The organism is Streptomyces johnsoniae, from assembly GCF_031845565.1.
Lineage (GTDB): Bacteria > Actinomycetota > Actinomycetes > Streptomycetales > Streptomycetaceae > Streptomyces > Streptomyces johnsoniae.
In genome coordinates this window covers 17,439-32,042 of the sequence record NZ_JAVREV010000010.1, presented here as the reverse complement: position 1 = coordinate 32,042, position 14,604 = coordinate 17,439, and the positions used below count along the sequence as shown (strand labels likewise).

The 14,604-nt window shown below is 73.3% G+C and carries 9 protein-coding genes and 3 pseudogenes; 11 read left to right on the top strand and 1 reads right to left on the bottom strand.

Translation table 11 applies throughout. The features are described from left to right. Nucleotides 1-33: 33 nt before the first annotated feature. Complete coding sequence (locus tag RM779_RS18610) at nt 34-1,626, bottom strand: N-acyl-D-amino-acid deacylase family protein (protein ID WP_311618854.1); 1,593 nt, start codon at nt 1,624-1,626, stop codon at nt 34-36. Between the two features lie 171 nt (nt 1,627-1,797). Between RM779_RS18610 and RM779_RS18605 the strand changes: the two genes are divergently transcribed. From RM779_RS18605 to RM779_RS18555, 11 genes and pseudogenes are all read left to right on the top strand, one after another. Continuing rightward, a complete protein-coding gene (locus tag RM779_RS18605) occupies nt 1,798-2,199 on the top strand; it encodes a RidA family protein (RefSeq protein ID WP_311618853.1) in 402 nt (133 codons plus the stop codon). A 1,273-nt stretch (nt 2,200-3,472) separates the two neighbouring features. Further along, nucleotides 3,473-4,090 carry a response regulator transcription factor gene (locus tag RM779_RS18600; RefSeq protein ID WP_311618852.1) on the top strand — a complete coding sequence of 206 codons (618 nt, stop codon included), beginning with the start codon at nt 3,473-3,475 and terminating at the stop codon, nt 4,088-4,090. Nucleotides 4,091-4,483: 393 nt separating this feature from the next. Then, nucleotides 4,484-6,005, top strand: a pseudogene (locus RM779_RS18590) (MFS transporter). A gap of 603 nt (nt 6,006-6,608) precedes the next feature. Then, nucleotides 6,609-7,349, top strand: coding sequence for a class I SAM-dependent methyltransferase (locus RM779_RS18585; protein WP_311618850.1), 741 nt, complete (start codon nt 6,609-6,611; stop codon nt 7,347-7,349). A 34-nt stretch (nt 7,350-7,383) separates the two neighbouring features. Continuing rightward, nucleotides 7,384-7,755 carry a hypothetical protein gene (locus tag RM779_RS18580; RefSeq protein WP_311618849.1) on the top strand — a complete coding sequence of 124 codons (372 nt, stop codon included), beginning with the start codon at nt 7,384-7,386 and terminating at the stop codon, nt 7,753-7,755. Next, a complete protein-coding gene (locus tag RM779_RS18575; protein WP_311618848.1) occupies nt 7,692-8,666 on the top strand; it encodes a nucleotide disphospho-sugar-binding domain-containing protein in 975 nt (324 codons plus the stop codon). Before RM779_RS18580 ends, RM779_RS18575 begins: the two co-directional genes overlap by 64 nt. A 57-nt stretch (nt 8,667-8,723) precedes the next feature. Further along, a pseudogene (locus RM779_RS33760) lies at nt 8,724-9,191 on the top strand (helix-turn-helix domain-containing protein); the annotation flags it as partial. Between the two features lie 34 nt (nt 9,192-9,225). Then, a pseudogene (locus RM779_RS18570) lies at nt 9,226-10,171 on the top strand (aromatase/cyclase). Nucleotide 10,172: 1 nt separating this feature from the next. Beyond that, nucleotides 10,173-12,473, top strand: coding sequence for an SDR family oxidoreductase (locus RM779_RS18565; protein WP_311618847.1), 2,301 nt, complete (start codon nt 10,173-10,175; stop codon nt 12,471-12,473). Between the two features lie 67 nt (nt 12,474-12,540). Continuing rightward, nucleotides 12,541-13,113 (top strand): MFS transporter, encoded by a 573-nt coding sequence (locus RM779_RS18560; RefSeq protein ID WP_311618846.1) that lies wholly within the window; start codon nt 12,541-12,543, stop codon nt 13,111-13,113. Beyond that, a complete protein-coding gene (locus tag RM779_RS18555; protein WP_311619033.1) occupies nt 13,047-14,231 on the top strand; it encodes an MFS transporter in 1,185 nt (394 codons plus the stop codon). The genes RM779_RS18560 and RM779_RS18555 overlap by 67 nt, the downstream gene beginning before the upstream one ends. Nucleotides 14,232-14,604: the final 373 nt, after the last annotated feature.

The following is a 14,604-nucleotide window of genomic DNA, read 5'->3' as shown; positions in this document are numbered from 1 at the left end:
GGCGCATCCCGGGGGCGGGGGCGGGGGCGCCGCTCAACGGGTGGTGCCATCCGGTGCGCGGCGCAGCGCGCGGCCCGGGAGCGCGCCGGTGTGCCGGCCGTCCCGCACGACGGACACCCCGCCGACGAGGACGTGCGGGATGCCCTCGGGGAGTCGTCGCGGCTCCTCGAACGTCGCCGTGTCGCGCACCGTCCCGGGATCGAACAGCACCAGGTCGGCGTGGTATCCGGGCGCCACGAACCCGCGGCCCGTGAGCCGCAGCCGCCGCGCGGCGCGCCCCGTCAGGTGGGAGACGCACTCCTCCAGCCCGAGCACGCCCTGCTCCCGGACGTAATGGCCGAGGTAGCGCGGGAAGGTTCCCCAGGCCCGCGGGTGCGGCCGGGCCACGGCGAGCAGCCCGTCGCTGCCGCCGGTGTGCGCGGGATGCCGCATGATCGCGCGGACGTTCTCCTCGTTCCCGACGAGCTGGAGGACCGTCGTGGACAACTCGTCCGCGATCAGCAGAGTGCGGCAGACCTCGAACGGCGGACGTCCCGACGCGGCGGCCATCTCGGCCACGGTCCTGCCCACCGCGGCCGGGTCGCGGGAGCCGGAGATCCGGATCGTTTCCCACTCGACGGGGACGCCGTGGCAGCCGTCGGAGCCCACCACCTCAAGACCGTGCCGGATGCGTTCTTGTGCGGCCCGGTCGCGCAGCCGGCCCAGGGTGGCGGCCGGTCCGCCCTCGGCCGCCCAGCTCGGCAGCAGCGCGGCGAGCGTGGTCGAGCCGGGCAGGTAAGGGTAGGTGTCCAGGGAGAGGTCGGCGCCGGCGTCGATCGCGGCGTCGAGCAGCGCGAGCAGCTCCGGCGCACGCCCTTCGTTCACGCGGAAGTTCATGGTGGCGTGTGCGAGATGCAGGCGGCAGCCGGACCTGCGGGCGACGTCGATCATCTCCGCGTACGCCGTCAGCGCCCCCGCGCCGTACGAGCGGTGGTGCGGCACGTACAGGCCGCCGAACGCGGCGACGACGCGGCACAGTTCGACCAGCTCGTCCGTACCGGCATACATGCCGGGGGCGTAGGTCAGCCCGCTGGACATGCCGACCGCCCCTTCGCGCAGGGCGGCGGCCACCAGTTCGCGCTGCCGGTCCAGCTCCGCCCCGGTCGGCGCGCGGTCCGCCCAGCCCATCGCCAGCATCCGTACCGACCCCTGGGGCACCAGGTAGCAGGCGTTCACGGCCGTGCCCCGGCCGAGCCGCTCCAGGTAGCCGGCGACGCTCCGCCAGTTCCAGTCGAAGCCGGGCGGGTCGCCGTTCCATCCGGCGACGGCCCGGCGGATCTGCGGCAGCGTGACGTCGTCGACCGGGGCGTAGGAGAGACCGTCCTGCCCCAGGACCTCGCACGTCACGCCCTGGCTCACCTTCGCCTCGTGCGCCGGGTCCGTCAGCAGGGCGAGGTCGGAGTGGGCGTGCATGTCGATGAATCCGGGGCAGAGCACGAGCCCGGCCGCGTCGACGACCCGGCGGCCGGTGGGGAACGGGCCTCCGACGGACTCGATCAGACCATCGGTGACGCTCACATCGGCGACCCGGCCGGGGGCTCCCGTGCCGTCGACGACCGTGGCGCCGCGGATGACGAGGTCGGCCATCAGCGCCGCGCCGGTCCCGGTGCCCCGCCGCCCATGCCTCCGCCTTCCCGCCGCCGCTCCCGCGCGGCGGCGATTGCGCCGCGCAACGCAGCGGTTGTAGCATCGCCGACTTGCGCAGGTCAACGGGGGCGCGGCGGCCCGTCGTTCCCGGGGAACCAGAGAGGCACAACGATGGCCGACAAGGTGCAGATCCACACCGACGCAGCGCCCGCACCCGCCTGGAACTTCTCCCAGGGCCTGCGGAAGGGGCCTTTGGTGCAGGTCTCGGGCCAGGGCCCGCAGGACCCGGCCACCGGCGCGTACCTGCACCCGGGGGACGTGGGCGCGCAGACCCGCAGGACGCTGGAGAACGTGAAGGCCGTCCTCGACGCGGGCGGCGCGAGCGTCGAGGACGTGCTGATGTTCCGCGTCTACCTGACCAGGCGCGAGGACTTCACCGCGATGAACGAGGCGTACGGCGCCTTCGTCAGGGAGCACTGTTCGAGCGGGGTGCTGCCGTGCCGGACGACCGTGTTCGTCGAGCTGCCGAACGAGGCGATGCTCGTCGAGATCGACGCCCTCGCCCACATCTGACGCCGGGCGGGCCCGGCCCGTGCGAGGTTCCCGCGCCCGCGGTGGTGGCCCGCGCGATGGGTGCCCGCCGCGGACCGTGCGCCCATCGGGCAGGCATCGTCGGCTCATCAACGGGTAAGCGTCGGGAAGTACGGCTGCTTCACGACGGAAGGACCGGAGGGCACGATGCCCCGACTGATACAGCGGATCAGGCAGTTCAGCCGCACGCCCCAGGGGCGCAGGGCGATCGCCTCTGCGCGGCGGGCGGCATCGGACCCGAGGAAGCGTGCGCAGGCCAGGCGTCTGCTCGGTCGGCTGCGCGGGCGTCGCTAGCGCGCGAAACCGGTGGCGGGCGGTGGCCCGTCCCCGCGCGGTCCCGGTGTTGACGGGCATCCGGGGCCGCACGGGGACGGGCGCCAACCGGCCACGTATACGATTCGTGCCGCCCGTGCGCCCGATTGCGGGCATCCACGCCACTGACCTGCCCGGCATGCGGTCGCGTACGGAAAGGCAACGTGCTGCCGACACCGGCGCGCCGCCTGCCCACCCCCCGCCGCCGCGGTGGCCGGGGCGGCGGGGGGTGGACGGGCCACCGCGCGTCGGCATGCGGAGAACCGACTCCTCAGACGCGGTCCCCGGGTGGGCAGGGGCCCGCCGGACGGGCCGCGCGGCGGCCGTTCCCATGCAGGAAAAATCCCCTAAAGGTGATATCGGCACTTATGTCGACAGTAATCCGTACCGGGCTGCCATGACCCGCTGGTGAAGTTGGCTTGTTGAACGGCGTTGCAGCAATCATGTCTTTCCCCCACCATGACTGGGCGTGCACCTGTGTTCGATATCCGGTGTCGTGCATGGGTGACCGCGCCGTCGGCCCGGAAGACACCGGGAAGCCCGCGGGGGCCGTCGGCACAGCAGACGCAGGGGAACTGCTACGGGGGCACGGGGGAGAGATGCCATGACGCGAAGGGCGACTTGTCGCGGCCGGGCCAGGTCCGGTGCGAAGAGATTCCGGGAAGCCGCCCGCCGACCGGTCGGCGGTGCCGGAATCTGACACCGCTTCCTGCGGCAGGGCGCAGCTGATGGCGCGCCGCCCCGGGACTCCGAACGGCGCGGCGCGGGGCGAAGCAATGCGCATAGCACGGCGGTCCGCCTTGTCCGGCCTGTTGCGTGACTCCATTCCCCGCCCATGAGGAAACGGGCGCCTCCGGCCGACCCGCGCACCCGCTCACCCGAGACGGCCGCCCCGCCGATTCCCACGACACGCACCGGGAACATCCATGAGGAAGGCGAAGCCATGCCCGTCATCCGTGTGCTTCTCGCCGGCGAGAACAAATTGCTCCAAGAAGCGGTATTCCAGCTTCTCGCCGCGCATCAGGACATGCACGTGCTGGGAGCGGTCGCCGGCGAGGCCGAGATGTTGCGCCGCGCCGCCGAGCTGCGACCTCACGTCATCCTTCTCGAACCCTGGCCGCCACCGCTGGCGGCCGTTCGTGTCATCCGTGCCCCGCGTGCCCGCGTCCCACGGGCCGCGCTGCTGGTCCTGGCGACGCGCGGGGTCAACCGCGGGCACCTCCTCGCGGCGGGGGCCCACCGATGCCTGCCGGCGGGCGCCGGCCAGGCCGCCCTGCTCAGTGCCGTGCGCGAGCTCTCGCCCGAGCCGGAACCGCTCAGCCACCAGGGGGTGACGCTCTCTCCACGTCAGCAGGAAGTGCTCGCCCTCGCCGCCGAGGCGCTGTCCAACAAGCAGATAGCCCGGAGCCTGGACATCAGCATCGGAACCGTCAAACGGCACCTGCACGTCGTGTTCCGCAAGCTCGGGGCCGTCTCCCGGCTGGACGCGGTGTCGAAAGCCGCATCGGTCGGGCTGCTGCCGCGCCACGTGCCCTCGGCCCTCGGCGGCGTGCGGAACTGACGGCCGGAGGGGTATCCCGCCGAGACATTGCACAACTTCGCGAAGACCTGACATAGCGGGGATTGAATCCGGGCACCGCGGCGAAGAAAGTGGTGAGTACGTTCCGGTGTGTTGTTCCCGAATGGAACGGCACGGCGCCGGGCACTCCACAGCCCGCGGCACGGCCGGTATCCCGGCGGCGGAGCGGGACGCAGGAGGCGTGCCGGCATGCCCACCGCCTCTCCAGGGACCTGCGCTTGACCTCAACTCGCCTTGAAGTTCCAAGGTCTTGAGCGTCCACCTGGCCGAGTCCGTTCGGCCGTCGAGGAGAGGAAGACACTGCTGTTGTCCGAGAGCCCGCCGCGGGCCACGAAAGGCGAATGGATCGGCCTCGCCGTTCTCGCGCTTCCATCCATGCTGGTCACGATGGACCTGACCCTGCTGCACCTGGCCGTGCCGCAGATGAGCGCAGACCTGAACCCCTCCAGCTCGCAGCTGTTATGGATCACCGACATCTACGGCTTCCTCATCGCCGGGTTCCTCGTCACCATGGGAACCCTGGGCGACCGCGTAGGGCGGCGACGGCTGCTGATGTGGGGCGCGGGGGCCTTCGGCGTGGCCTCGGTCCTCACCGCGTATGCCCAGACGCCGGAAATGCTGATCGTGACCCGCGCCATCCTGGGCATCGCCGGGGCCTGCCTCGCGTCCTCCACACTGTCCTTGATCCGCAACATGTTCCCCTCGCCCGCCCAGCGCACCACCGCTATCACCGTGTGGTCGACCAGCTTCATGCTGGGCGGGGCGCTCGGCCCCGTCGTCGGCGGCGTGCTCCTCGAATACTTCTGGTGGGGCTCGGCCTTCCTTCGCGGTGCCGGTGATGGTGCTGCTGCTCGCCCTCGGCCCCTTCCTGCTGCCCGAGTACCGCAACCCCGAGGGCGGGCGCGTCGACCTCGCCAGTTCCCTGCTGTCGCTGGCCGCCGTCCTGGCCGTGATCTACGGCCTCAAGGAAGTCGCCAAGCACGGCCTTCAGCCCGTGCCCAGCGCGGCCATCCTGGCCGGGGTGCTCGTCGGTTACGTGTTCATCCGCCGCCAGCGCACCCTGGAACATCCGCTGCTGGATGTCCGCCTCTTCGCCAACCGGGCGTTCAGTGCCTCGCTGTCGACGCTCCTGCTGACCGTCATGTTCCTGATGGGCGTCCAGTTCGTCGTGGCGCAGTTCCTCCAGAGCGTCCTGGAACTCTCGCCGCTCCGGGCCGGCCTGTGGCTGCTGCCCGCCGTGCTCTCCGGCATGGTGGCGGCCCTCGCCGCCTCCGCCATCATGGGCAAGGTACGTCCGGCGTACGTGTTCGGCGCCGGGATGGTGCTCGCGGCCGTCGGTTTCGCCGTGCTGTGGGGCGTTTCCGCGTCCTCCGGGCCCGGCCTCGTGATGTTCGCCTCGGTGCTGATGTTCGCCGGGCTCGCCCCCGTTTCCGCCCTCGGCATCGACATGATCGTCGGCGCCGCACCACCCGACCAGGCCGGACCCGCGGCCGCGATCTCCGAGACGTCCAACGAGTTCGGCGGCGCACTCGGCATCGCCGTCATCGGCAGCATCGGCACCGCGGTGTACCGGGGCCAGATGGATCAGGACTACCCCGACGGCGTACCGGCAGGAGCCGAGGACACCCTCGCCTCCGCCCTGGAGGCCGCCGCCCGGCTGCCCGACCAGGCCGGTGAGACGCTGGCCACCGCGGCGCGCGAGGCTTTCGCCCGCGGCCTCCAGGTCAACTCGTTCGTCGCCGCGCCGCTGATGCTGCTGATGGCACTGGCCGTGTCGTTCCTGCTGCGCCAGATCAAGCCCGCGGCGGCCGAGGAGGAGGCGGCGGCCGAGCCGGCCCCGGGCGCCGAGACGTCATCCGCGGCCCCCGGCCTGCAAGAAGAGCCGGCCAAGAGCTGAACCCGACGTCCGTCCTTCGCAGGGGCTGCTGTCCCTGAGATCTCCCACGTCACCGGCCTGCACGGTTCGCTGATCGGCCGCGGGGCCGCGGTCGGCCCGCGCCGGAACGGGCCGTTGAGCACCGGCTGTTCGTCGGCGCCGGCCCGGGCCGGCCTCTCAGGCGGGCAGGAACGGGCCGCGAGCCGTGCGGAATGCGGGCCGTCGGACGGCAGGGATTTCTGACCGCGCCGCCGCTGCCCAGGCGTGGACGGCCCGGGGATAATTCTCCGGCATGTGCCGTACGCCAGGCGGGTATTGTGCCCTGGGCAGCGGCGGGATCGACCGCTGAATTCACGCGCAGGGCTGTGCGCACCGCCCGGTGCGCCCGTATCCGGTAACACGTGTGCATGCGGAGGGAAGGGTCGTTCCTGAACGCCAGAGCGGCTACTCGGAAAGTAGGCGCGAATGAGTCCGGCGTGGTTTCGGAATTCCCGCCCGATTACCGCCGGGTGACCAGGTGGAGGTGGCCGGCGGAGCCGGTCCGCCACGGACACGGCCCGAACGTTCACCGCCCGCGCTGCTCGCCCGAACGGGAAAGCCTCGAGTGGCAGAAGGAGATCCCTGATGACCGTCGACCCGGCCGTGGAATCAATGGCCTACAGCCGCGAGCACGCCGACATCTACGACATGATCCACTCCGGACGAGGCCGTGACTGGGCCGCGGAAGCCGACTCGATCGCGGACATCGCCGTGGCAAAACGCCCCGGAGCCGACTCCCTGCTCGACGTGGCCTGCGGAACGGGGGAGCATCTGCGGCGTTTCCGCGAACGCTTCACCACGGTCGCGGGTCTCGAACTCTCCGCGGGAATGCGGGAGCTGGCGCAACGGAAACTTCCGGGCGTCACCATTCACGCCGGTGACATGCGCGACTTCGACCTGGGGCGGCGCTTCGACGTCGTCACGTGCATGTGCTTCTCGCTCGGTTACATGACGTCGGTCGGGCAGCTCCACGAGGCCATCGCGAGCCTCGTGCGGCACGTCAATCCGGGCGGAGCCGTCATTGCGGAGCCCTGGTGGTTCCCCGAAAAATTCCTCGACGGATTCGTCTCCGGAGCCGTGACCCACGAACGGGGCCACGTCATCAGCCGCGTGTCCCACTCCGTCAGGGAGGGCGGGAGAAGCCGGATGACCGTCCGCTACACCGTCGCCAATGCGCAGGGCATCCGGGACTTCACCGAGACCGAGATCCACTCGCTGTTCTCGTGCGAGGAGTACCTTGCCGGATTCGCGCGCGCGGGCGTCGAAGCCGAGTTCCAGGAGGGCGGCCCCAACGGCCGCGGCATGTTCATCGGGACCCGCGGGTGAGGTACGTCCGCCCGCGGGCAGAGGAGGAGATCACATGCGCGTGATGATCGCGACGTTCCCGTCGACGTCGCACCTGTACCCCGTCATACCGCTCGCCTGGGCCCTGCAGAGCGCGGGCCACGAGGTGTGCGTGGTGGGCCACCCCGGCATGGGGTCGGACGACATGGCCGCGACGGTCACCGGCGCCGGTCTCATCGCCGTCCCGGTGGGGGACACGGTGGTCGCCCAGCAGCAGGACCGGACCGAGGAGGAGGGCAGCCGGCTCGACATCCCGCCCGACGCCTTCGCCCTCGACGTCGTGGGCAGCGGTCGGGGGACTCGGAGCAGTTACAGGCCCGCCTCATGGCGATCATCGGCCAGTGTTACCCGCTCGGGGACCCCGACAAGGGCATGGTCGCCGAGCTGATCGGGTTCACCCGCTCCTGGCGGCCCGACCTCGTGCTGTGGGACCCGCTGTGCCTGCCCGCCGCGGTGGCCGCCAGGGTGACCGGAGCAGCTCACGCCCGCATCCTGTGGGGCCAGGACAAGATGGGCTGGGGCTGGGAGAAGGTGAGCGGCCGGTCCGCCGCCCGCGACCCCATGGCACGGTGGCTGGCCCAGCTGCTCGAACGCCACGACCTCGACTTCGGCGAGGACCTGATCCTCGGCCAGTGGAGCCTCGACCTGGTCCCGCAGGCCGCTCGGCTGCCGCTGGACACCCGCACCGTTCCCCTGCGGTGGGTCCCCTACAACGAGGCCGCAGTCCTGCCGGACTGGCTGCGCGAACCGCCGGCCCGCCCCCGCGTCTGCCTCACCCTCGGCGTCAGCTCGCGCGCCCTGTTCGGGAAGGACACGGGCTTCCCCCTCGAAGAGACGCTGGAGACCGTCGCCGGTCTCGACATCGAGGTCGTCGCCACGCTCAACCGGGCCCAGCTCACCGGCATCGGCCCGCTCCCCGAGAACGTGCGCGCGGTGGACTTCGTTCCCCTCAACCAGCTGCTGCCCTCGTGCGCCGCCATCGTCCACCACGGCGGCTGGGGCACCTTCTCGGTCGCGGCCACCCACGGAATCCCCCAGGTCATCCTGCCCGTCCCCACCTGGGACGAGCGGGTCGCGGCCCGCTACGCGGCCCTGCGCGACGCCGGGCCGCTGGTCGACCCGCAGGGCCTCACCCCGCGCGAGCTGCGCCGCCAGCTCGTCCGCGTCCTCGACGAGCCCGCCTTCGGCGAGGGCGCCGCCCGGCTCAAGGCCGACCGGCTGGCCGCTCCCTCGCCGCCGGAGATCGTGCCCGTACTGGAGCGGCTGACCGCGCATCACCGCGCCGCGCCGAACCACTGAGGCGCCGGGCGTCCGGGGCCGGGCACGCCCCGGCACCGAGCCGTCCCCCGGGAACGCATGCCCCGGCCCGGACGTCCCACTGCCCCACTGCCCCACCGCCCAGGACCCGACACGCCCACGCCCGAGGCCGCCATGCATCCGACGCCGAACGACGCCACCGCGACCGCCGCCGCACGCCGCTGCGCGCAGGCACTCAACTCCCTGCACTCACTCCTCTACTTCACCCCCGACCTCGCCGGCGAACTCGAAACCTTCGGCATCGACGACCACACGAGCATCTACCTCGCCGGCCGGGCCTCCCCCCTGGGCGCCGCCGGGCCCGAGCTGGTGACCGCGGCGTTCAACGCCTTCGCGCCCGGCCTCATCGCCGCCCGCCTGCCCGCCCTGTGGGGGCACATCACCCCGCGGCAGGCGGTCGCGGCACGCCAGAAGGCCATCGGCCGGGCGCTGGAACGCCTGATCGGCAAGGAGATCACCACCTCCCGGGCCATGGCTGACTCGGCCCGGCTCGCCGCCGTGGCCGCCACCGCCGAGCCCCACCGACCGAGGAGCACCGAGCATGCCACTGTCCGCACTGCGCGAGGTCGAGCACGAGATCACCGTTTCCGCCCCGGCCGCCGCCGTCTACCGCCTGATCGCCGACGTGGCGAACTGGCCGACGATCTTTCCCCCCGCCATCTACGTCGACCACGTGGAGCGCAGCGAACGGAGCGAACGGATCCGCATCTGGGCCACGGCCAACGGCGAGCCCAAGAACTGGACCTCCCACCGGACCCTGGACGAGTCAACGCGCCGCATCGGCTTCCGCCAGGAGGTCTCCGCCCCGCCCGTCGCCGCGATGGGCGGCACGTGGATCATCGAGGAACTGCCCGCCGGCGCCAGCCGCATCCGCCTCCTGCACGACTACCGGGCCATCGACGACGACCCGGCCTCGCTCGAGTGGATCGACCGGGCCGTCGACCGCAACTCGCGCTCCGAGCTGGCGGCGCTGAAGGAGACCATCGAATTCGCCCACGCGGCCCGGGACCTCACCTTCTCCTTCGAGGACACCGTGCACATCGACGGAGCGGCCAAGGACGTCTACGACTTCGTCAACGAGGCCGACCGCTGGTCCGAGCGGCTGCCGCACGTCGTACAGGTCCACCTGGCGGAGCCGTCCCCCGGCCTGCAGACCCTGCGGATGGAGACTCGCGCCAAGGACGGTTCCACGCACACCACCGAATCCCACCGCGTGTGCTTCCCCCACCGCAAAATCGCCTACAAGCAGGTCACACTCCCCGCGCTGATGGCCCTGCACACCGGCCTGTGGACGTTCGAGGACACCGCCCGGGGCGTGGCCGCCACCTCCCAGCACACCGTCGTCATCAACACCGACGCCATCGCAGAACTCCTCGGCCCTGACGCGGACGCCGCCCGTGCGAAGGAGTACGTGCGCGGCGCGCTCGGCACCAACAGGCCGCGCCACCCTCCGACACGCCAAGGAATACGCCGAGGCCAAGCGCTGAGATGGGCGCCGCACCCGATACCGACGTCCTCGTCGTCGGCGCGGGCCCGGTCGGCCTCATGCTCGCGGGCGAACTCCGGCTGGGCGGCGCCGACGTCGTCGTCGTCGAGCGGCGCGAGCGGCCCACCACCGAATCCCGGGCCTCCACCCTCCACGCGCGCACCATGGAGATCCTGGACGCCCGCGGCCTGCTCGCGCCGCTCGGCCCCGTCCCGGACGAGCCACGCGGCCACTTCGGCGGAATTCCCCTCGACCTGACCCTGCCCGGCTCCCACCCCGGGCAGTGGAAGGTGCCCCAGACCCGCACCGAGGAACTGCTCGGTACCTGGGCGGCCGGGCTCGGAGCCCGGCCGCACCGCGGGCACCGGCTCCGGGGCCTGCATCCGCACCGCGACCACGTCCAGGCCGAGATCGCAACCGCCCGCGGCCCGGTGCGCCTGCGCGCTCGCTACGTCGTGGGCTGCGACGGCGAACGAAGCACCGTGCGGAGCCTGTCCGGCATCGCCTTCCCCGGCCGGGACGCGGCCCGCGAACTCCTGCGGGCCGACGTGGCGGGCCTCGACGTGCCCGACCGCCGCTTCCAGCGCCTGGCACGGGGCCTGGCCATCGCTGCCCGCCGCGGCGACGGCGTCACCCGCGTCATGGTCCACGAGTTCGGCGCCCCCGCCCGCACCCGCACCACACCACCGGCGTTCGCCGAACTGGCCGACGCCTGGCGGCGCGTCACCGGCGAGGACATCTCCGAAGGCACCCCGCTGTGGGTCAACTCGTTCGGGGACGCCTCCCGCCAGGCCGCCGCCTACCGCAACGGCCGCATCTTCCTCGCGGGCGACGCCGCGCACCGGCAAATGCCGATCGGCGGACAAGCCCTCAACCTCGGCCTCCAGGACGCCGTCAATCTCGGCTGGAAGCTCGCCGCGCACCTGCGCGGCCACGCCCCCGACGGACTCCTGGACACCTACCACGCCGAACGGCACCCCGTCGGCGCCCACGTCCTGGCCAACATCCGCGCCCAGGCGACGCTGCTGCTCGACGGGCCGCAGGTCGCGCCCGTACGGGCCGTCATGGCCGAGCTCACCGCGCACGAGGCCGCCCGGGCCCACCTGGCCGGAATGATCTCCGGCCTCGGCGTCCGCTACGACCTCGGCCCCGGCCACCCCCTGCTCGGCGCCCGCCTGCCGCCCACCCCGCTCCTCGCCGCGGACGGCCGGCCGACCACGTCCGCGGAACTGCTCCGCACCGGCCGCGGGCTGCTGCTCAGCCGCGACGGCGACGAGGAACGGGCCGCGGCCCTGCACCGGGCCGCCGCCGGACCCACCGACCGGATCACCCCCGCCCGCGGCCCGGCAACCGGCCCGCCGCCCGCCGCCCCCGCCGTCCTGGTACGCGCCGACGGGCACGTGGCATGGGCCGGCGACGGGACGCACGGGCTGGCCGAGGCCCTGAACCGCTGGTTCGGCCCGGCCGCCCCGCGGACCGCGCCCCGGAGGAACAGCGCGAACCCGACCCGCCACACCGACCGCACGAACGGGAGGAACCCGATGGGCAAACTCACCGGAAAGACCGCGCTGGTCACCGGATCAAGCCGCGGCATGGGACGCGCCACGGCCGTCCGCCTGGCCCGCGAGGGCGCGCTCGTCGCCGTCCACTACGCCACCGGCCGGGACGCGGCCGAGGAGACCGTCACGACCATCGAGGGGGAGGGCGGCAGCGCGTTCACGATCCAAGCCGAGCTGGGCATGCCCGGCGACGTGCACGAACTCTTCCTCGGCCTCGCAGCAGGACTCAAGGAACGCACCGGCGGCACCGACCTCCACATCCTGATCAACAACGCGGGCCGCATGGGCGGCCTCTCCGTCGAGGACACCACGCCGGAAGCGTTCGACAGGCTCATGGCCGTCAACGCCAAAGCGCCGTTCTTCCTCATCCAGCGCGCCCTGGCCAACATGCCCGACGGCGGACGCATCATCAACATCTCGTCCGGGCTGACCCACTTCGCCAACCCGGACGAGATCGCCTACGCCATGACCAAGGGCGCGGTCGAACAGCTCGCTCTGCACTTCGCCAAGCTCCTCGGACCACGCGGCATCACCGTCAACACCGTGGCGCCCGGCATCACCCGCAACAGCAACCCGGCGTTCGACATCCCGGCGGCCGTCGAACAGATGGCGGGACTCTCGGCGTTCAACGGCGTCGGCGAGCCAGAGGACATCGCCGACGTCGTCGCGTTCCTCGCCGGCGAGGACGCCTGCTGGATCACCGGCTCCTTCGTCGACGCCAGCGGCGGCACGCTGCTGGGCTGAACCCCGGGGCCCGGGCCGGCGACGCCGCCGGCCCGGGCCCGCCGCACGACCCGAGGAGAGAAGGACCATGACGACTTCCGCGGCCCCAGGGCCCGCCGCCGCGCCGCGGCCGTGGGCCCTGCTCGCCGTCCTTGCGGGCAACATGCTGATCGACGCCCTGGAGGTCTCCACCCTCCTGATCGCCGCGCCGGCCATCGGCACCGACTCCCACCTGGCACCCGCCGGCATCCAGTGGATGCTCAGCGGGTTCGCCCTCGGCTTCGCCGGACTGCTCCTGCTCGGCCCTCAACTGGCGGACCGCTTCGGACGCCGCCCCGTATACCTGGCGGCCCTGGCGGTCTTCGCCGCGGCCTCGCTGGCCGCCGCCGCGACAAACGACCCCGCCCTCCTGGCCGCAACCCGCTTCGTCAAGGGCTGCTGCGCCGCGCTCACCGCCCCCATGGGGCTGGCCATCATCACCTCGGCCTTCCGCGACGGCGCGCCCCGCCGCCGGGCCGTCTCCGTTTACGTCCTCTTCGGCGCCGTCGGCTTCACCACGGGCCTGCTGCTGTCCGGCCTGCTCACCGAGGCCCACTGGCGCCTGACCCTCGCCTTCCCCGCCCCGTCGTCGCCGCGCTGTTCGCCGCCGGCACCCGCCTGATCCCCCGCGACGGCCCCCGGCGGCACCGCGCCCCCGGCCGCCCCGACGTCCCCGGTGCCCTCCTGCTCACCGCCGCCATCGCCGCGCTGATCGGCGCGCTCTCCCACGTCCCCGCCGAAGGCTGGGCGGGCCGCCGCGGCACCGCCCTCCTGCTGCTGTGCGCCGTTTCTTCCGGCCTTCTCGTACTGCGCGAACGCACCGCCGCCCGCCCGCTGTGGCCCGCCCACGTCCTGCGCAGCCCGGGTCTCGTCCGCGCCGCCCTCGTGGCCGCGGCGCTCAACGGCGCCCATCCCGGCGCCCTGCTCACCGCCTCCCTGCACCTCCAGACCCAGCGGGACCTCGGCCCCCTGCCGACCGCCCTGGCCTTCCTGCCGGCCGCCGCGCCCCTCGCCCTCTGCGCCCTCCACTCCGGCCGCATGGTCGAACGCTTCGGCCCACGTCGTCTCATCGCCTGCGGCCTCACCTCGGCACTCGCCGGCTTCGCGCTGCTGTGGCAGCAGGGCCTCGACGGCCCCTACCCGACAGGGCTGCTGCCCGCGCTGCTCGCCGTCGGCGCCGGCTTCGTCCTCGCGTTCGCGGCCCTGAACACCCAGGCCACCGCGGGCGTCCCCGACCGCGACAAGGCCAGGGCCGGCGCCGCCTACCAGACGGCGGTCCAGATCGGTGCCGCCCTGACCGTCGCCTGCACGGCCGCCCTGCTGCCCACCGCCCCCACCGGCCCCCTGCCCGGCCGCGCCCCTGCCCTCACCGCCGTCCTGGCCGTCGCGGCCCTCGGCTGGCTCGCCGCCGTCGTCGGCACGCCGCGCCGCCGCGGGGCGACCCCCTCGCGGCCGGGCCGCACCGCGCGGCCCGCGGCCGTTCCCGGGCTGCCGCAGCCGCTCCTCGCCGGAGAGGACGAGTCCGACGCGGCCGAGCCGCACATCGTGCGCGGCCCCCCCGCCCGGCCGCATCCCCGGGGGACGGCAGGCCCCCGCCGGCGTCCCCGGCCCGCCGGGCGAAGCTGTCGTGCACATCGGCCTCCCGGTAGTACACCCGGCCCCCGCGCCGCCGCCTGCTCCACCCGTGCTCGGAAGCGAGCCGGTACACCGACCCCGACGGAATGCGGAAGAACCGGGTGACGTGTTCCACGCTCAGCCAGCGCTCGGGCACTTCGCGGCGCGCACCGCCCGCCGCGGCCGGCAGCCGGCGGGCGAGCCGCGTCCACTGCTCGCTCGGCCACCGGTGGCCCGCGTCCGCCGTACACGTCACCAGATCGGGCACCGCCTCGGCCGCGGGGTGCGCCGTGGCGACCAGTTCCCCGCCGCACCCCACCTCCGGGCACGCGCCCAGATGCAGTCGGCCCGGGCCCTCACCCGGCCTGGCGCCGCGCCGCGCCGCCAGAACGCCCAGCGCGAACTCCCCGCACACCTCGGCCGCCGCCGCGTGACCGGCCAGCCACCCCACGTGCGCCCGCAGGAAAACGGCCAGAGCGGCCATGTCGCGCGGCGGCGC

Excerpts from the sequence above, each read along its gene's own strand:
- RM779_RS18610 (WP_311618854.1), bottom strand. The coding sequence starts at position 1,626 with ATGGCCGACCTCGTCATCCGCGGCGCCACGGTCGTCGACGGCACGGGA.
- RM779_RS18605 (WP_311618853.1), top strand. The coding sequence starts at position 1,798 with ATGGCCGACAAGGTGCAGATCCACACCGACGCAGCGCCCGCACCCGCC.
- RM779_RS18600 (WP_311618852.1), top strand. The coding sequence starts at position 3,473 with ATGCCCGTCATCCGTGTGCTTCTCGCCGGCGAGAACAAATTGCTCCAA.
- RM779_RS18585 (WP_311618850.1), top strand. The coding sequence starts at position 6,609 with ATGACCGTCGACCCGGCCGTGGAATCAATGGCCTACAGCCGCGAGCAC.
- RM779_RS18580 (WP_311618849.1), top strand. The coding sequence starts at position 7,384 with ATGCGCGTGATGATCGCGACGTTCCCGTCGACGTCGCACCTGTACCCC.
- RM779_RS18575 (WP_311618848.1), top strand. The coding sequence starts at position 7,692 with ATGGCGATCATCGGCCAGTGTTACCCGCTCGGGGACCCCGACAAGGGC.
- RM779_RS18565 (WP_311618847.1), top strand. The coding sequence starts at position 10,173 with ATGGGCGCCGCACCCGATACCGACGTCCTCGTCGTCGGCGCGGGCCCG.
- RM779_RS18560 (WP_311618846.1), top strand. The coding sequence starts at position 12,541 with ATGACGACTTCCGCGGCCCCAGGGCCCGCCGCCGCGCCGCGGCCGTGG.